Raw genomic sequence first — 18140 nt, forward strand, 5'->3', positions numbered from 1 at the left:
AGAAGACTATGGATAGAGAGTTCAACGAGGATATCCACCGCAGCGTGGAGGGCGTGGAGAGCATGCTCTCCATCCGCGACTTCAACCTGTGGTACGGCGATTTCCAGGCGTTGAAGAGCATCACGCTCGAGATTCCCAAGAACCGCGCGACCGCCTTTATCGGACCTTCGGGGTGCGGAAAGTCCACGCTGCTGCGCACGTTCAATCGCATGTGCGACTTCGTGGAGACAGTCAAGACCGAGGGAACGATCGAGTTCGACGGGCAGGACATCTTCAAGATGGACGCCAACGCGCTCCGCGTGTACGTGGGCATGGTGTTCCAGCACCCCAACCCGTTCCCCATGAGCATTCGCGAAAACGTGCTCTACGGTGTGAAGCGCATGGGCCGCATGAGTCGTTCGGAGGAGGACGAGATCTTGGAGCGCTGCCTCACGCGCGCGGCGCTCTGGGACGAGGTCAAGGATAAGCTTGGCCAGAGCGGCCTTGGGCTTTCCGGCGGCCAGCAGCAGCGCCTGTGCATCGCCCGCGCGCTTGCCACCGACCCTTCGGTGCTCCTCATGGACGAGCCCACATCGGCGCTCGACCCCATCTCGACCTCGATGGTCGAGGAGCTCATGATGCAGCTCTCCGAGGACCATACCGTCGTGGTCGTGACGCACAACATGCAGCAGGCGGCGCGCGTTGCCGATAAAACCTGCTTCTTCTACCTGGGAGAACTCGTTGAGGCAGCGCCCACCAAGGAGCTCTTCTCCAACCCCAAGGAGAAGCTCACCAACGACTATCTGACGGGAAGGTTCAGCTAATGATTACTCGTTCCGAATTTCGGCATCAGCTTGAAGAGATCGACGAGACGCTCGGTCGCTTCAGCGAGAAGACGGCAAAGGATATTCGCGCGCTCTCCTTGGCGCTTGCCGGTGACGCCGACACGATTGACGAGGTGCTTGGCGGTGCCAAGTCCGAGCGTCGTCTGCGCACCGCCATCGAGGATGGCTGCCTGGACATCATGCTGCTCCAGCAGCCGATCGCCGGTGACCTGCGCTTTGTGAGCGGCTCGTTCCGCCTGGTCTCGGATCTCACTCACATTGACGAGATGAGCCGCGACGTGGCGTATCTGGCCAAGAGCCTGCCTGCCGAGGTTTCCGCCAAGCTCAAGGAGCACTTGGATTACGCGGCCGATCGCGTGGCGACGATGGTCGAGGAGGCCGTTGAGGCGTTCCGTACCACCGACGTGGATAAGGCCCGCGGCGTCTTTGCCATGGACGACGACATCGACGATGTGTACCTGGCTGCCGAGGGCGTGGTCATCGACCTCATCAAGGCGAGCGAGACCCGCGCCAAGTACCTGCCAGAGCTGCTCATGGTGGCTAAGTACTTCGAGCGCATGGGCGACGATGCCGTGCGCATCGCCGACTGGGCCGTCTTCCGCGCCACGGGCGCCCGTGAGATGACCAAGGGCGAATAGCTGCGGAGTGGTTCACAGACACCGGGTGTCTACGAACCAAGTGGGTTACAGAAAGCGGGTTTCTACGAGCCACGCATTTGCCTCCCCTTCGCGGGCCGGTAGCCGTTTGCGGTTGCCGGCCCGTTTGCTTTTGCGAAATGGGCTCGGCGAGATGGCGGGAGTGGCTTCAGCCGGCTTCTGCTATGCCGGGGGTGTCTACAGGCTCAGGCCAAGGCGCTTCTGAAGGATGAGGCACGCGCCGAGCTCTGGTTCGTGGAGCGGAGCGATGAGGCGGCAGCAGCGGGGGAGGGCAGCGCCCAGAGGCCCGAGGATGGCCTCGCCCGCCTTGAACGTGCCGCCGACATAGGTGACGGGGATGCTGCCCGCCGCCTGATTATCCGGCTCATCGAAGAGACCGCGCACGATGGCCGCGACCATCTCGGCCTCTTCCGCCGCTGCGCGCTCAAGGATGCGCTGCGCGCTTGCGTCGCCCGCCGCTGCGGCTTTGCTCACCAGGGGCGCAAGGGCCGAGATGCGCGAGCGGTTCGCCATGTGTTCCTGCGCGAAGGCGATGATATCGAAATCGTCGGCAAGCTCGAGCTCCTGTCGCACGAGGCTACGCATAGGCCCCGCCGGGTCGCGTCCGTCGCACTGGCGGGTGAACGCGCGCAGCAGCTCCTTGCCCAGCCAACCGCCGCTGCCTTCGTCTCCGAGCTCGTAGTCCCAGCCGCCGCAGCGCAGCGAGCGCTCGCCGTGTACGCCGTAGGCGATGGAGCCCGTGCCGGCGATGATCACGATGCCGTCGGCAAGGTTTAGCCCCGCTGCCCAAGCGCTTTCCACGTCGTTGACGAGCGCATAGGGGTGCGCACCGGCAACCTTGGCCACGATCTGTTCGATGCGCGCCGTCGACGTGGTTCCCTCTCCATACCCACACATACCGATGCCGATGCCGTACTGCTCGCCTAAAAGCCCGGCAGCCTCGGCACGGGCAATACCCTCAGCGAGGACAGCTTCCATGCCATCGAAGCCAGCCTGTGCGTAGTGGCTCGTTGGCAACTCGAAGCGGTCGAGTTGCGTTAGCGTCTCGTCATATGTGGCGAACGCCGTCTTGGTTCCGCCTGCGTCAATTCCGAGCCAGCGCATGGCATTCCTCCGGTCTTCGTGTTCTCACGCATATGATAAAACGAACCAGGTTTGTTTTATCAATTCTGATCGGTCGTGCGGTACAGCAAACCGGCCTTATTCTATCAGTTAGGAAAACTCCAGCTCAGAGCCTCCGCAACCATGGGTTGGTTAAAATGTCCGCCAAACATGGCTTCCGTCGCCAGCGCGCGGGGATGCAGACCGGGTTGACGTGGCGCATGGCGAAGAGCGGGCCAATGCGACGCGCGGCGCCAAGCGCGGTTGGCTGTATCGCGTTGATGAAGGACTTGATGCAGCGTCCGGCTGTCGCTTTGCCAAGGCAAGCAATGCTTTTAATACCCTCCCTGTTTCTCCAAGTTAGCCAAAAATGCGCTAAGTCGGTCTTTTTTCTTTTGGTTTGTGGGTGCGCTTTCATAAGTATGCTGGTACGGAGCCATGCGATAGGCTTCCTGCCAGCGCGGTTGCCAGATGGCACCGTCAAAACCCGAGACAAAAGACCGACTTAGCGCATTTTTGGATAAAAAATCGAAAGTAGGGGGTCTATTAATTGCTATGCACGCCCGATGCGGTCTCCAAGCGCCTGCGATCAGCGCGGTTTTAATAGCCCGCGCGTCCGGTGAATCAAGACCACTCGCACGACGGGCGGTTCCTTACGTCGTGAGCATCGCGCGGCACGATATTAAAAGCCGAAATACGGGCGGCGCACCGCCAGTGCATCGCGCAAGACACCACGGCCTCCATCATTAACAGTGTATGAATCGGGTGGCTTGCTCGCGCTCGAGGCAGGGAGCTGGTACCATTGACCCTCGCATGCCGGGCTGCGCGGTCTACGCAGGCTCGGCAATCTGTACGCACGCCGCCCGCTCCGGCACGGGGCGGCACAGATTATAAGGAGGACTCTGTGGCAGAGACCCAGACCACTGCTGGCGCACCAACCGGCGCCGCAACCGCTACGCCCGCTGCATCCGGCGTCCAGAACCCCGAGAACATCCATTCCATGCACACCCGCACCGCCGGCGAGCTTCGCGCCGAGAACATCGGCGAGGAGGTTACCCTCACCGGATGGGTGTGGCGTCGCCGCGACCACGGCGGCCTGATTTTCTGCGACCTGCGCGATCGCACCGGCATGACGCAGTGCACGTTCGACCCCGAGCACGCTCAAGGCAGCGCGTTCCACACCGCCGAGACCATGCGTCCGGAGTGGCCCATCCTGGTGCACGGCACCGTGATCGCCCGTGATGCCGAGACGGTCAACCCCAAGCTGCCCACCGGCGAGATCGAGGTGCTTGTCGACCATATCGAGGTGCTCGGTCGCTCCAAGACCCCGCCCTTCCAGATCGAGGATGGCATCGAGACCGCCGAGGACACGCGCCTGCGCTACCGCTACCTGGACCTTCGACGTCCGGAGATGACCGAGAAGCTCAAGCTGCGCTCGGATTTCACCTTCGCAATCCGTTCTGCGCTCCATAACCGCGCATTTACCGAGGTCGAGACCCCGGCGCTCTTCAAATCCACTCCCGAGGGCGCGCGCGACTTCATCGTTCCCAGCCGCCTGCAGCCGGGCAGCTTCTACGCCCTGCCGCAGAGTCCGCAGCTCCTCAAGCAGCTGCTCATGGTTGGTGGCGTTGAGCGTTACTACCAGGTGGCTAAGTGCTTCCGCGACGAGGACCTGCGCGCCGATCGCCAGCCCGAGTTCACGCAGGTGGACATCGAGATGAGCTTCGTTGACCAGGACGACGTCATGGGCGCGCTCGAAGACGTGCTTGCCGACGCGTTCGCCCAGGTTGGCGTCGAGATGCCCACGCCGCTCCGCCGTATCAACTACTGGGATGCCATGGACACCTACGGCTCCGACAAGCCGGACACGCGCTTCGGCATGCATCTCGTCGACCTCACCGATGTCTTCAAGGGCTCCAAGTTCAAGGTGTTCTCCGGCGCCGCCAACACCGAGGGCCACGTAGTCAAGGCCATCAACGCCAAGGGTGCCGGCACCTGGCCGCGCGCGCAGATCGATAAGCTCGCGAAGGTTGCCGAGTCCTTCGGCGCCAAGGGCCTGGCCTGGATCGCCTTCCGCGAGGACGGCTCCATGAACTCGCCCATCGTGAAGTTCTTCAGCGATGAGGAGATGGCCGAGCTCAAGAGCCGCTGCGACGTGGAGCCCGGTGACCTCGTGATGTTCGCTGCCGGCCCGCGTCTCGCTTCCGACGAGATCCTCGGCGGCATGCGCAGCCACATGGCCGATGCGCTGGGCATCGAGCGAGAGGGGCATGATTTCCTGTGGGTCGTGGACTTCCCGCTCTTCCACTGGGACGACGACGCCAAGCGCTACGAGGCCGAGCACCAGCCCTTCACCCTGCCGCATGTGGACCAGCTCGACCTGCTCGAGACCAATCCGCTTGCCATGGGCAGCTGCACGTACGACTTCGTGATGGACGGTTTCGAGGCGGGCGGCGGCGGCATGCGCATCCATGATGCCGAGCTGCAGCTTAAGATGCTCGAGTTCATGGGCTTTACGGAAGAGCGTGCGAAGGAGCAGTTCGGCTTCCTCATGGAGGCGCTCACCTTCGGCGCGCCCCCGATGGGCGGCTTCGCGCTCGGTCTCGACCGCGTGTGCATGCTGCTTGCGGGCAGCGATTCCATCCGCGACGTGATGGCCTTCCCCAAGACGAGCTCTGGCTCCGACCTCATGTCGGGCGCACCGAGTGCGGTGTCACTCGGCCAGCTCAAAGAGGTTTCGCTGCGCCTCATGTAATGACAAATGAGTCAAAACGGGACAGTCCCGTTTTGACCGCTTTGACAAAAAATGGGACAGTCCCATTTTGACTGCCCCGCAATAACATAAAGCATCTTTGTTGCACCTTGGCCCAGCCCCGCATCCAACGGCGGCTGGGCTGCTTGGTATTGTTACTATTGAGGAGCCCGATAGAAAGGCGAGGAGCATGGTCGAGTTCACGCATGTGGTGCAGGGTCGAGCGGGTCTGCACGCCCGTCCCGTGGCCGAAATCTGCTCTTTCGCCGGTTCCTACGACGGCAAGATCACCCTTGCGTTCTCCGGGCAAACGGTCTCGGCGACCGATGTCATGGGCGTCATGGGACTCGGTGCTCGTCAAGGGGATGAGCTATGCTTTTCGGTCGAGGGTCCCGACGAGCAGTCCACCGCCGACCGCCTTCGCGCCAAGCTCGAGTCTTGCCTCTAGCCACTGGCCAGGGCCGGTGTGGCCGAGCTGGCACGCTGCTATGACGGGGAGCTCGAGGTCTATGAGTATGCGGCGTTCCTGAATGGCCGCCTCATCTTCTCGGAACCCGAGGTCGTGGGCGATCGGCCTGCACATGGCTCGGTCTTTACGCTTGAGGGTTCGGCAATTGTGTCGGCTGTGAAAGCGGCGGAGGATCCGGAGAAGCCGGGTATCATCGTGCGCCTGTTCTGCGGAATGCATGAGGGGGATGCAACGGCAAAGCTCGTGTTCGCGGAGCCGGTGCACCGCGCATGCATCTGCGATTTGCGCGAGCGCGAAACGGAGGAACTTGCCGTGGACGGCGCTACGGTTGAGCTGCCCGTGCTCAAGCACTGCAAGTTCATCACGGTCTACGTGGAGTGATAAAACGAACCCGGTTCGTTTTATCACAAGATGCGCCAGGTGAGGCAACGCGACCGCACGCGCCGCCCCTTTCGGATGTCTTTTTGGAGACGCCTCGTTCTTGGCATACAATGGGGCGGCAGGGCGTTCACCTCGTGGCAAGGAGCTGTACCATGGAATCAATCATCGAGCTCGTACCGGTGTTCAAGGAGAAGATCTGGGGCGGGCGCAAGCTCGAGACCGAGTTTGGCTACGAGATTCCCGCCGGGCCCGTGGGCGAGTGCTGGGCAATCTCTGCACACCCGGCGGGCGACGACGAGATCGCCTCGGGCGAGTACGCCGGGAGGACGCTTTCGTGGTTGTGGGACGAGCACCGCGAGCTCTTCGGCAATTGCGAAGGCGACCGGTTCCCGCTGCTCGTCAAGATCATCGATGCGAAGGACGACCTCTCTATCCAGGTGCATCCCGATGACGATTACGCCGCCGAGCATGAGAACGGCTCGCTGGGCAAGAAGGAGTGCTGGTACGTGCTCTCCGCCGAGCCGGGCCAGACCATCGTTGTGGGTCAGCGCGCTCACTCGCGCGAGGAGTTCGCCCAGATGGTCGAAGAGGGGCGCTGGAGCGAGCTCTTGAACGAGATCCCCATCAAGGCGGGCGATTTCTTCCAGATCGACCCCGGCACGGTGCATGCCATCAAAGGCGGCACGGTGATTCTGGAATCTCAGCAGTCGAGCGATGTGACCTATCGCGTCTATGATTACGATCGCAAGCAGGACGATGGCACGCTGCGTCCTCTCCACATGCAGCAGGCGCTCGACGTCATCGATTTCGACTGCGCGCCGCTCACCTCGGGCGAGGTCGAGCTTTCGGGCCCCGTGACCACGCTCGAGCAGAACGAGTGCTACACTGTCGACCTCGTGCGCGTTGGCGAGGACGGGTGTCCTGCGGAGCTCGCCGTCGAGACGCCGCATCCCTTTACGTGCATCAGCGTGATCGAGGGGGAGGGCGTCGTGAACGGCCGGGAGGTCAAGAAGGGAACGCATCTGCTGGCCCTTTCCGCCTGCGATACGCTGGAGCTCTCCGGCACCATGCAGGTGGTGCTCTCCTACCTGTAGAGAGACAGTTGTGCCAGGTCAATCTGTCTCCGAGACAATCGTGCCGGGTTAATCTGTCTCATTTATCTATTCCACTCTTGTGTTTCGGCCCCGTCCGCGCCTCTGCGGGCGGGGTTTTGTTTACCGAGACGGCGAAGCAGAGAAGGAGACAGATTAACCCGGCACAACTGTCTCATGGGAAAAGTGTACCGATAGAAACTTTTTTGTTACCAATGGCTAATTTCATCTTCCCCTCGCGTGGCTGTCGTGGTAGTTTACTTAGGTGAACTGCTGCGCACCGCATGCTGCGGCAAAGGTGCGCACGGATCGTAAGACGGAAACGATGAAACGGGTGGTTTGACATGGGACAGGGGCCGCAGATGCCAGCGATGCCGCTATCGCTGGTCCACAGCGGAGACACTGTTACGGTCGCACGCGTGCGCGGCAACGAGAACATTAAGCACCATCTCGAGAACCTCGGCTTTGTCGAGGGCTCGGAGGTGCACGTGGTGAGCTCGAGCGGCAGCAACATCATCGTGACCATCAAGGGGGCGCGGTTCGGCCTCGATGCGAAGGTCGCCGCACATGTCATGACGGCATAGGCACGCCTCTGCGTGCTGCGCCCGCTTAAGGCGGGCCCGCGCGCGGTTGAGCCTTCCGCCGTTCGGAACGTGGAAAGGGGGATGCAATGAAAACGCTCGGAGATGTGCAGGTGGGTGGTTCGTCCACCATCGTGAAGCTTCATGGCGAGGGGGCGCTCCGCCGTCATCTCATGGACCTCGGCCTCATCAAGGGCACGCCGTTCACGGTGGTTAAGGTCGCGCCGCTCGGCGATCCGATCGAGATCACGGTTCGCGGCTATGAGCTCTCGATTCGCAAGGAAGAGGCGGCGATTGTCGAGGTGCAGTAACACGGCGATTGTCGAGGCACGTCGCGTGTCGCTCGCTCATAGTGGGCGAGGCATCGTGTCGCGTCTCGCATAGCTTCTGGTGCAGTGCACCTCTTTTTTTGAAGGTAGAGTTAGCGGAATCTAACAAATATCACTGTTCCGGTGGCATTTGTTAACCTCAGCATATTGACATCAGAAAACGCGGTTCTCAGGAATCAAATGGTTCGCTGTAGCCCGGGCCCAAGAACCAACCACGAGCCATCCAGGAGCCAGGCGGCGCAGAGTCCCGCGGAGTTCAGATTTCGGGGCGTTCGCCACAAACCGGTTCGGGGTGTTAGGGGCTAAGGATTGCTAGCTCGGTAACTTACCCAAGTTTCAAAGCCTATGGAAGAAGGATTACATGGCAGCTTCACAGCTCCATATCGCGTTGGCAGGTAACCCCAACTGCGGTAAGACCACATTGTTCAATCAGATCACGGGCCAGAACGGCTATGTGGGCAACTGGCCCGGCGTTACGGTCGAGAAGAAGGAGGCCAAGCTCTCCGCCGACAAGAGCGTGACCATCACCGACCTTCCCGGCATCTACTCGCTCAGCCCCTACAGCCCCGAGGAGCGCGTCTCGCGCGACTACCTCATGAGCGGCGAGCCCGATGTGGTCGTCCAGGTCGTTGATGCCACCAACCTCGAGCGCAACCTGTACCTCGCGCTCCAGGTTATCGAGACGGGCGTGCCCGTGGTCGTGGCGCTCAACATGGCCGACCTCGTGGAGAAGAACGGCGATAAGATTGATACCGAGGCGCTTTCCAAGAGCCTCGGGTGCCCGGTCGTCATGATTTCGGCGCTCAAGAACCGCGGACTCGACAACCTTATCGCCGAGGCCAAGCAGGCAGCGGGCAGCGCTTCCGGCAAGATGTCGCACAAGTTTGACTCTGCTATCGAAGACGTCCTCGACCACATCGAGGGCCAGCTCCCCGGCTCGGTGCCCGCGCACAAGCGCCGCTACTACGCGGTCAAGCTCTTCGAGCGCGACGCCGATGCAACCAAGCTCGTGAACCTCACCAAGGGCGCGAGCGACCGCGTGGAAGAGCTCATCGCTAAATGCGAGCAGGATTGCGACGACGATGCCGAGTCCATCATCACCGGCGAGCGCTATGCCGTGATCGCGCACATCATCGACGGCTGCCTCAAGAAGGCGCCCGCTCGCATGAGCACGTCCGAGAAGATTGACCGCATCGTCACCAACCGTATCCTCGGCCTGCCGATTTTCCTGCTCATCATGTATGTGGTCTATTATCTGGCCATCTCTACCTTCGGTACCGCGGGCACCGACTGGGTGAACGACAACCTCTTCGGTGAGGGCTTCGAGCTCTTTGGACAAAGCTTCCCGTCCGTACCCATGGTGGCCGAGGGCTGGCTCACCTCACTCGGCGCAAGCGATCTCGTGATCAGCCTGGTAAACGACGGCATCGTGGCTGGCGTGGGCGCGGTGCTCGGCTTCATCCCGCAGATGTTCGTCCTCTTCATCCTGCTTTCCTTCCTTGAGGATTGCGGCTACATGGCGCGCGTTGCGTTCGTTATGGACCGCGTGTTCCGTCGCTTCGGCCTCTCGGGCAAGAGCTTCATCCCCATGCTCGTCTCTACGGGCTGCGGCGTGCCGGGCGTGCTTGCCACGAAGACCATCGAGAACGAGAAGGACCGCCGCATGACGGTCATGACCACGACATTCATCCCCTGCGGCGCGAAGCTCCCCATCATCGCGCTCCTTATGGGTGCGCTCGTGGGAGATGCCGAGGCCACGTGGATCGCCCCGCTCTTCTACTTCCTGGGTGTCGTGGCTGTCATCGTCTCGGGCATCATGCTCAAGAAGACGAAGCTCTTCGCCGGCCGCCCCACGCCGTTCGTCATGGAGTTGCCGAGCTATCACTTCCCCTCGCTGAAGTCTTGGTGGCTGCATATCTGGGAGCGCGTGAGCGCATACGTCAAGAAGGCGTTCACGATCATCTTCGCCTCCACCATCGTGGTGTGGTTCCTGTCGAACTTCGGCGTTGCCTCTTGGGATGGTGGCACGGGCGCCTTCGGGTTCCTGCCCGCCATGGAGGGCGTGCCCGAGGAGTTCACCGACTACTCCGTGCTCGCCATGCTCGGCGGCGCCATCGCATGGATCTTCGCTCCGCTCGGCTTCAGCACGTGGCAGGCCACGGCTATGTCGATCACCGGTCTCGTGGCGAAGGAGAACGTGATCGCCACGGCGGCGTCGCTCCTGCACATCGCTGATGCCGGCGAGACCGATCCGGCGCTCTGGCAGGCCTTCGCTGCCATGTTCCCGAGCGCTGGCGCCATCGCCGCTTTCGGTGCGTTCAACCTGCTCTGCGCGCCGTGCTTCGCCGCCATGGGCACCATCCGCGCCCAGATGAACTCCGGCAAGTGGACCGCCATCGCGCTGGGCTACGAGTGCGCCTTCGCGTGGGTCGTGGGCCTCATCATCAACCAGCTCTATAACCTCATCGTGCTCGGTGAGTTTGGGCTGTGGACCGTCGTGGCCTTCGCATTCATCGCGCTCATCCTCTTCCAGCTCTTCCGGCCCATGCCTAAGGGAGCTATGGGCGAGGACGATGGCGTGGCTCCTGCTGCCACTGCTGCATAAGATGGGGCTCTTGCCCGTATAAGATTCGGTTGCTCGCCAGGGCGCCCGCACGGTGCCCTGGCCTTCAACTCGGAGCGGATTGCTCGGGGCGCCCATCCCCTCTGTTATCCAACAGTTTCCAGCCTCGATGGGATCCGCTCCGCGTTGGAGAAGCTATGCGTGCCCCATGCGTTTTGGCTGCATGGGGTACGATGATCGTATCGTAGGAGGTGAACGCGGTGCTTTCTTTGGCCGACATCATCGTGCTCGCATTGGTGGCCGTCGCGTTCGTGGCGGTGTGCGTGCGTGTGCGGCGCAAGGGGTCGTGTGCGGATTGCGCCTCGGCGGGCGTCTGCACGGGGCATTGCAGTTCGAGCACCAAGAAGAGCTGCCCGGCCATGAAGGGCGTCGACGCTGTGGCGCAGGAGCTCGAGCAAAGTGTAAAGTGACAAAACGAACCCGGTTCAATTTCTCATTCTAGGTTCGAGGCTCGAGTCGGTAAGTTTTTTAAGATCGGACGAGTAGACCGTGTTGTACGCAAAGCCGTTCCTGCGGTTTTATTGGCTTCAAAGGGCGGTCTACTCGGCACATCGCGAAAAACCTACCGACTCGAGCCTCGAACTTTTTGCTGTGCCTAACAATGAGAAAATGAACCGGGTTCGTTTTATCAAACCGGGCTCGCTGCACCATTTTGCGGGCACCGCCTATCGTGCCCCGGAAACGCTGCTGAAACAATCGTATGGCACAGTGAACGGGTACGTGCGTGTACTGTGTGAACCCCAGTATTAGGGAGGACACTGGCTCATGGATCAGCAGCAGAACATCGACTTCGTTCTTCGCACCGTCGAGGAGCGCGGCATCCGCTTTGTGCATCTCTGGTTTACCGATGTGCTCGGCAGGCTCAAGAGCTTCGCCATTAGCCCCGAAGACCTCGAGGTCGCCTTCGAGGAGGGCGTCGGCTTCGACGGCTCTGCCATCGAAGGATTCACCGCGCCCGAGGAGGCCGACATGCTCGCCTTCCCGGACCCCTCTACGTTCCAGGTGCTTCCCTGGCGTCCCTCGCACGACGGCGTGGCTCGCGTGTTCTGCGACATTCGCAAGCCCGACCGCACGTATTTCGAGGGCGATCCGCGCGAGTGCCTGCGTCGCATGTTCCGCAAGGCGGAGTCGTCCGGATACATCATGAACGTCGGCACGGAGCTCGAATACTATTACTTCCCCGACGACCACACGCCCGTTCCCATGGACGAGGTGGGCTACTTCGATCTCATGCCGTCTGATTCCGCGCGCGACCTGCGCCGTGACACCGTGCTCACCCTCGAGAAGATGAGCATCCCGGTCGAGTACACCTTCCATTCGTCGGGTAAGTCGCAGCACGGCATCTCGTTGCGCCATGCCGAGGCGCTCACTACCTCGGATGCCATCATGACGGCCAAGTACATCATCAAGCTCGAGGCCTATGCGTCCGATATCCATGCCTCGTTCATGCCCAAACCCATCGCGGGGGCGCCGTCGAGCGCCATGTTCCTCCACCAGTCGCTCTTCGATCGCCAGGGGAACAACGTCTTCTGGGGCGAGGACGACAACACGTACCATCTTTCCGATCTTGCCAAGCACTACATGGCGGGCATCCTTGCGCACGCGCAAGAGATCAGCGCCATCACCAACCCTACGGTTAACTCTTACAAGCGCCTCACCACGGGCGAGGGGAATACGCCCGAGTCCGCTACATGGGGGCTGCGCAACCGCTCTGCGATGATTCGCGTTCCCATCTATAAGCCGGGCAAGCAGCTCTCCACGCGTATCGAGCTGCGCTCCCCGGATCCGATGTCGAACCCCTATCTCGTGAACGCGGTGACGCTCGCCGCCGGCCTCGACGGTATCGAGCGAAAGCTGGAGCTTCCGCCCGAGGCCACGGCCGAAATGCTCAACCAGGGCCCCGAGGCGCTGGCTGCTACCGGCTATGCGCCCCTGCCGCGCAGTCTCGACGAGGCCCTCGATTACTTCGAGGACTCCCAGTTTATGAAGGACGCGCTCGGTGAGCATATCCACTCGTTCTTCCTCAAGAAGAAACGCGCCGAGTGGGCGAAGTTCACCTCGACGGTCACCGAGTGGGAGATCAAGCACTACTTCGCAAATTCCTAGCGAAGTTCGGGTGGCTGCGCGGTAACGACCTTGTGTCCGCCGTGCAGCTGAGCGTGCCGTCTGGCCGGTCAGTTGAAGGTTCCGGCAACGGGCACGGGCCGGCGGAGGCGCGCAGGGTCGCAGGAAGGGTTTTATGATCCCTCCTACGTGCGGAAATGCGCATCTGCGCTGCAAGTGGTAGGTGTTTTACGGTAAGATAAAGCAACGCGTTAGGAGGTGCTGCATGGCCGAGAAGTGCATTTTGTTTATGGCCAGGACAACGCGGTTCCACGAGTTTGCCCGGACCCTCACCCAATCGCTGGGTGTGGAGGTGAGCTTGGCGACTCCCGATTCTCCTAACGCGGCACACGATTTTGACCTGCTGATGCTCGATGGGGATGGCATTCGCAACGACCGCATCGACCAGATCGCGAAATGGCTCGAGGACCGCGGCGGCATCCCGATGCTCGTGATCGTAGACGACGAGACCCTTCCGTCGCTGCGCCTGCCCGCGCACTCCCGCTCCGACTTCATCTGCTCTTCGGCGAGCCCCGCGGAGCTCGAGGCACGTGCGCGTCGCCTTATGGGAGATGACGACTCCTTCAACCTCGACGACATTCTTCATATCGATAACCTCGTCATCAACCTCGCGACCTATCAGGTCTATCTCGATGACGAGCCCGTCGACCTCACGCTCATGGAGTACTCGCTGCTCTCGTTCTTGGCCACTCATCCTAACCGGGCCTATTCGCGCGAGGTGCTGCTGCATCGCGTGTGGGGCTTTGAGTACTGCGGCGGCACGCGTACCGTCGACGTGCACATCCGTCGCATTCGTTCGAAGGTGGGCCCGCAGATCGCCGCGCACATCACCACCGTCCGCGGTGTGGGTTACCTGTTCAAAGACTAGCGTGTGTTGGGGCCGGTTCGCGGCATGCGGCGGCGGTTGGCGTGCGATGGGCCGCGGCGGGCCGGTTCGCGGAGTGCTGCGGCGGGTCGGCTTGCCGGAGGCCGCGGCGGGCCGGCTTGCGGCGGGCTGTCGATAGGTCGGTTTCCGATAGCGCGATACCTTTCACGTGCCGTTACAATTAGTTAAAAATGACTGAAGCTCGCGTGTTGTCTCGTGCAAACGCGCGGGCTTGGGGTACAACGCTTGCTGAACAACGATTCTGTATGGAAGTTGAAAGGAAGCAGCTACGATGGATGAGAAGTATCCCCAGCGTCCCGAGGGGACCGCGGCGGGCGAGGGCACGGCGTCCTCACCGCGCATAGAGATTGAGCCCACGCCTCAGGCGCCGCAGGGAGCGGCTCCCGCGAGCGCGTCTTCTGCGCAGCCGACCGTGCCTCAGACGGGGAGCGCACAGGCTGGCTCTCCGCAGGCTGGCACCGCACAGACGGGCACCCATGCGGCCCCATCCGGTGCCTCGTGGGCAAACCCCTCTGGCACCGCGGGCCCGGCGCAGCCAACGCAGCAGTACGCTGCCCCGCAGGTGGCAGCCGGCGCAGGCGCGTCTGGCGCGGGCCGCGACCCCCGTTCGTCTCAGGCGCCCTCCGCGCCGGCCGAGACGATCACCCATACCGTGGTGAAGACGAAAACCAAGAAGCTCCCGGTCTTCGTCTCGTCGCTCGCCGGCCTGGTGGTTGGCGCGGTGCTTGTGATCGCGCTGGTCATGACCGGTGCGCTTCGCATCGGCAGCACCAACGTGGATGCGCCTGCACTTTCGGATAGCGGCTCGAACCAGACAATTCAGATCGATGCCGAGGATACGACGCTCGCCGAGGCGGTATCTGCCAAGGCGCTGCCCTCGGTGGTCTCCATCACGGCGGTGAACGAGGGTTCCGGCGAGGGTGGCATCGGGTCGGGCGTGATCCTCGATACCGATGGCAACATCCTCACGAACTACCATGTCATCGAAGGCGCGACGACCATCAACGTTTCAACGAACGATGGCGCGAGCTACGAAGCCGAGCTGGTGGGGCAGGACGAGTCGAGCGACCTTGCAGTCATCCGCCTGCAGGGCGCCGATGCAAGCTCGCTCACGCCCATCGAGATCGGCGACTCCGACAGCCTCACGGTTGGCGAGTGGGTCATGGCAATCGGTAGCCCGTTCGGCAACGAGCAGTCCGTCTCCACGGGCATCGTGAGCGCGCTCTACCGCTCGACCGCCATGCAGTCCACTTCCGGCACCACGATCTATGCGAACATGATCCAGACCGATGCCGCCATCAACCCCGGCAACTCGGGCGGCGCGCTCGTGAACGACAACGGCGAGCTCATCGGCATCAACTCGATGATTGAGTCCTACTCCGGCTCGAGCTCGGGCGTTGGGTTTGCCATTCCAGTGAACTACGCGATCAACATCGCTCAGCAGATCATCGATGGCGAGACCCCCGCGCACCCGTACATCGGCGTGACGGTGACCACGGTGAACGCGTACTCCGCGCGCCAGAACAACCTTGCGGTCAGCGAGGGCGCGTACGTGAACTCCGTGAACGCCGACAGCCCGTCCGAGGAGGCGGGGCTCCGTGAGGGTGATATCGTTACCGCGGTCGACGACACGCAGATTACCTCGGCCGACGGTCTCATCATCGCAGCGCGCGAGCATAGCATCGGCGATACGGTCACGCTAACCGTGGTGCGCGATGACGAGACCATCGAGGTTGATGTGACGCTTGGCTCCGATGCCGAGGTGCAGGCCGAGAGCCAGGACGGCACGACGGGGGAAGGCTCCGGTAACTCGCTCAGCGAAGAGGAGCTGCGTCAGTACCTCGAGGGGCTCATGTAATGCCAAATGAGGGTCAGTCCCTCATCAGGCATGGTAAACCGATAGGCCCGCTGCGGAGCGCATCCGCGGCGGGCCTTTTGACGTTTGGGCGTAGGCTGCGTGCGCCGCTCTCCATGTGAAATTGGGACAAAGAGCCTTTTGCGTGAGCGAGATGTTACGCTATGAAAGCGACCAATAGGTGATGGGAGAACTATGACAGAGCAGCAGAGCCTGTTTGATTTGAGCCGCGCATCGAATGAGGCGGCCGAGAGCCATGAGCCAACGCTGGAGCGCGCAGATGAGGAGCGCCGTGCGGCCGCAGCTCGGGCGGCGGAGCTCAACCACCAGTTGGAATACCATGCATATCGCTACTATGCCCTGGACGCTCCCGAGATTACGGATGCGGCGTTCGACAAGATGCTCGTGGAGCTCCAGCAGCTGGAGGCTGCGTATCCCGAGCTCGTGACGGCGCATTCCTACACGCAGCGCGTGGGCGGGTACGTGTCGCCGCAGTTCCAATCGGTCACGCACATGGCGCGCATGTATTCCATGGACGACGCCATGAACCTCGAAGAGCTCGATGAGTGGCTCGACCGCACGGAGGCGGCGCTCGGCGCGGGCCAAGCCACCTATACCTGCGAGCTCAAGATCGATGGCCTGGGCGTAGCCCTCACCTACGAAAACGGGCTCTTTGTGCGCGCGGCCACCCGTGGTGACGGCACGACGGGGGAGGACGTGACGCTCAACGTGCGCACCATCAAAGACGTTCCGGCGCGGCTTTCCGAAACGGCGCTCGCTCACATGGGGGCCGATGCTGCCACGGCCATCGAGGTGCGCGGCGAGGTATACATGCCCAAGGGGAGCTTTCTGCGCCTGAACGAAGAGGCGGATGCCGAGGGGCGCGACCCCTTCGCCAACCCGCGGAACGCCGCCGCGGGAAGCCTTCGCCAAAAGGATCCCAAGGTCACGGCCCGTCGCGACCTGGCTACCTTCCTGTATGCCGTTGCCGATACCGCCCCTTTGCACGTGACGTCGCAGCACGACTTCCTGAGCTGGCTGCGCGATGCCGGCTTCTCGGTGAACCCCAACGTTGCGCGCTGCACCACCCCCGCCGAAGTGCACGAGTTCTGCGCGCAGGCGCTCGCCCACCGCGCGGACCTCGACTACGACATCGACGGCGTGGTGGTGAAGGTCGACAGCTTCGCTCAGCAGGACGAGCTGGGCTTCACGGCGCGCGCCCCGCGCTGGGCCATCGCGTTCAAGTTCCCGCCCGAGGAGAAAGAGACGGTGCTGCGCGAGATTCGCATCCAGGTGGGCCGCACGGGCGTGCTCACGCCGGTCGCGGAGTTCGACCCGGTGGTGGTGGCCGGCTCCACCATCGCCCGCGCGACGCTCCACAACATCGACGAGATCCGTCGCAAGGACGTGCGCGAGGGCGACACCATCGTCGTCCATAAGGCTGGCGACGTGATCCCCGAGGTTGTGGGCCCGGTGCTCGCGAAGCGCCCCGAGGGCGCGCAGGAGTGGGATATGCCCGCGACGTGCCCCGCCTGCGGGAGCCCCGTGGTGCACGAGGAAGGCGAGGTCGCCTACCGTTGTGTGTCCATCGATTGCCCTGCGCAGACCAAGGAGCGCTTGGCGCACTGGGTGAGTCGCGGCTGCATGGATATCGACGGCGTGGGCGACGAGCTCATCGATAAGCTCATGGAGGCGGGCCTCGTGCGCGACGTGGCCGATTTCTACACGCTTACCGCCGACACCGTCGCCGCGATCGACACGGGCCGCACCTACCTTAAAGACGATAAGCGTCGCGGCGTGCGCGCGGGCGATTCCATCCCCGTGGGCGCGACCATTGCGGCCAAGGTCATCGATGAGCTCAACAAGTCGAAGCAGCAGCCGCTTTCGCGCGTGCTCTTCGCGCTGGGAATCAGGCACGTGGGCAAGAGCGTGGGCGAGGCCATTGCGCGGCGCTTCCTTACCCTCGATGCGCTCGTTGTGGCAAACGAAGAGGATATCGCGGCCATCGACGGCGTGGGGCCCAAGATTGCGGCGAGCGTGAAGCAGTTCTTCAGCGTGCCGGAGAACCTGGCGGTGCTCGAGCGCCTGCGCGTTGCCGGCCTTACGCTGGAAGAGGACCTTTCGGGCGAGGCGGCGCGCGCGGCGGAGGAAACCGGTGTTTCGGTTGACCTTGCGGAGGCGCAGCCGCTTGCGGGCTTGACCTTTGTGCTTACCGGTACGCTTGAGCGCCGGACACGCGACGAGGCCGGTGCAGCGCTCAAAGCGCTCGGCGCCAAGGTTACGGGATCGGTTTCGAAGAAGACGAGCTACGTGGTGGCAGGTCCCGGTGCGGGAAGCAAGCTCACCAAGGCCGAGAGCTTGGGCGTGCCCGTGCTCGACGAGGAACAGCTTGAGCGCGTGCTCGCTACGGGCACGTTGCCAGCAAAGTGATAAAACGAACCCGGTTCGTTTTATCACTTTGAGAAGGA

16 protein-coding genes are annotated in these 18140 nt (G+C 62.5%); 15 read left to right on the forward strand and 1 reads right to left on the reverse strand.

Going from position 1 to position 18140, the window contains the following annotated elements; all coding sequences use genetic code 11:
* Nucleotides 1-8 precede the first annotated feature (8 nt).
* Both pstB and HGEM_RS02165 read left to right on the forward strand, forming a co-directional pair.
* A complete protein-coding gene (pstB, locus tag HGEM_RS02160; protein ID WP_035100567.1) occupies nt 9-803 on the forward strand; it encodes a phosphate ABC transporter ATP-binding protein PstB in 795 nt (264 codons plus the stop codon).
* Complete coding sequence (locus HGEM_RS02165) at nt 803-1462, forward strand: phosphate signaling complex PhoU family protein (protein ID WP_019127765.1); 660 nt, start codon at nt 803-805, stop codon at nt 1460-1462. Before pstB ends, HGEM_RS02165 begins: the two co-directional genes overlap by 1 nt.
* 195 nt (nt 1463-1657) lie before the next feature.
* Here the strand turns inward: HGEM_RS02165 and HGEM_RS02170 are convergent, their stop codons facing one another.
* Nucleotides 1658-2584: an N-acetylglucosamine kinase gene (locus HGEM_RS02170; protein WP_019127766.1), complete on the reverse strand. Its 927-nt coding sequence runs from the start codon at nt 2582-2584 to the stop codon at nt 1658-1660.
* 997 nt (nt 2585-3581) lie between these two features.
* Here HGEM_RS02170 and aspS point away from each other — a divergent pair.
* The 13 genes from aspS to ligA all read left to right on the forward strand — a co-directional run bounded on the left by aspS (nt 3582) and on the right by ligA (nt 18102).
* Nucleotides 3582-5336, forward strand: coding sequence for an aspartate--tRNA ligase (gene aspS / locus HGEM_RS02175; protein ID WP_035101046.1), 1755 nt, complete (start codon nt 3582-3584; stop codon nt 5334-5336).
* 187 nt (nt 5337-5523) lie between these two features.
* Nucleotides 5524-5781: an HPr family phosphocarrier protein gene (locus HGEM_RS02180; RefSeq protein WP_019127768.1), complete on the forward strand. Its 258-nt coding sequence runs from the start codon at nt 5524-5526 to the stop codon at nt 5779-5781.
* Between the two features lie 18 nt (nt 5782-5799).
* Entirely contained in the window at nt 5800-6183 is a 384-nt protein-coding gene (locus HGEM_RS02185) for a glycosyl hydrolase-related protein (protein WP_019127769.1), read from the forward strand.
* Between the two features lie 152 nt (nt 6184-6335).
* On the forward strand, nt 6336-7277 hold the full coding sequence (locus HGEM_RS02190) for a type I phosphomannose isomerase catalytic subunit (RefSeq protein ID WP_019127770.1): 942 nt from the start codon (nt 6336-6338) through the stop codon (nt 7275-7277).
* A 359-nt stretch (nt 7278-7636) separates the two neighbouring features.
* On the forward strand, nt 7637-7858 hold the full coding sequence (locus HGEM_RS02195) for a FeoA family protein (protein ID WP_144687611.1): 222 nt from the start codon (nt 7637-7639) through the stop codon (nt 7856-7858).
* A gap of 86 nt (nt 7859-7944) precedes the next feature.
* Nucleotides 7945-8166, forward strand: a complete 222-nt coding sequence (locus HGEM_RS02200) for a FeoA family protein (protein ID WP_019127772.1) — start codon at nt 7945-7947, stop codon at nt 8164-8166.
* 379 nt (nt 8167-8545) lie between these two features.
* Nucleotides 8546-10789 (forward strand): ferrous iron transport protein B, encoded by a 2244-nt coding sequence (gene feoB / locus HGEM_RS02205; protein ID WP_019127773.1) that lies wholly within the window; start codon nt 8546-8548, stop codon nt 10787-10789.
* A gap of 218 nt (nt 10790-11007) precedes the next feature.
* Nucleotides 11008-11217: a hypothetical protein gene (locus HGEM_RS02210; RefSeq protein ID WP_019127774.1), complete on the forward strand. Its 210-nt coding sequence runs from the start codon at nt 11008-11010 to the stop codon at nt 11215-11217.
* Between the two features lie 79 nt (nt 11218-11296).
* On the forward strand, nt 11297-11557 hold the full coding sequence (locus HGEM_RS10200; RefSeq protein ID WP_154646794.1) for a hypothetical protein: 261 nt from the start codon (nt 11297-11299) through the stop codon (nt 11555-11557).
* 15 nt (nt 11558-11572) lie between these two features.
* Entirely contained in the window at nt 11573-12913 is a 1341-nt protein-coding gene (locus tag HGEM_RS02215) for a glutamine synthetase family protein (protein WP_019127775.1), read from the forward strand.
* A 223-nt stretch (nt 12914-13136) separates the two neighbouring features.
* Nucleotides 13137-13799, forward strand: a complete 663-nt coding sequence (locus tag HGEM_RS02220) for a response regulator transcription factor (protein WP_019127776.1) — start codon at nt 13137-13139, stop codon at nt 13797-13799.
* 289 nt (nt 13800-14088) lie between these two features.
* Nucleotides 14089-15675, forward strand: coding sequence for a S1C family serine protease (locus HGEM_RS02225; protein WP_019127777.1), 1587 nt, complete (start codon nt 14089-14091; stop codon nt 15673-15675).
* Nucleotides 15676-15867: 192 nt separating this feature from the next.
* Complete coding sequence (gene ligA / locus HGEM_RS02230) at nt 15868-18102, forward strand: NAD-dependent DNA ligase LigA (protein WP_019127778.1); 2235 nt, start codon at nt 15868-15870, stop codon at nt 18100-18102.
* Nucleotides 18103-18140: the final 38 nt, after the last annotated feature.

Source organism: Enorma massiliensis phI (assembly GCF_000311845.1).
GTDB classification, from domain to species: domain Bacteria; phylum Actinomycetota; class Coriobacteriia; order Coriobacteriales; family Coriobacteriaceae; genus Enorma; species Enorma massiliensis.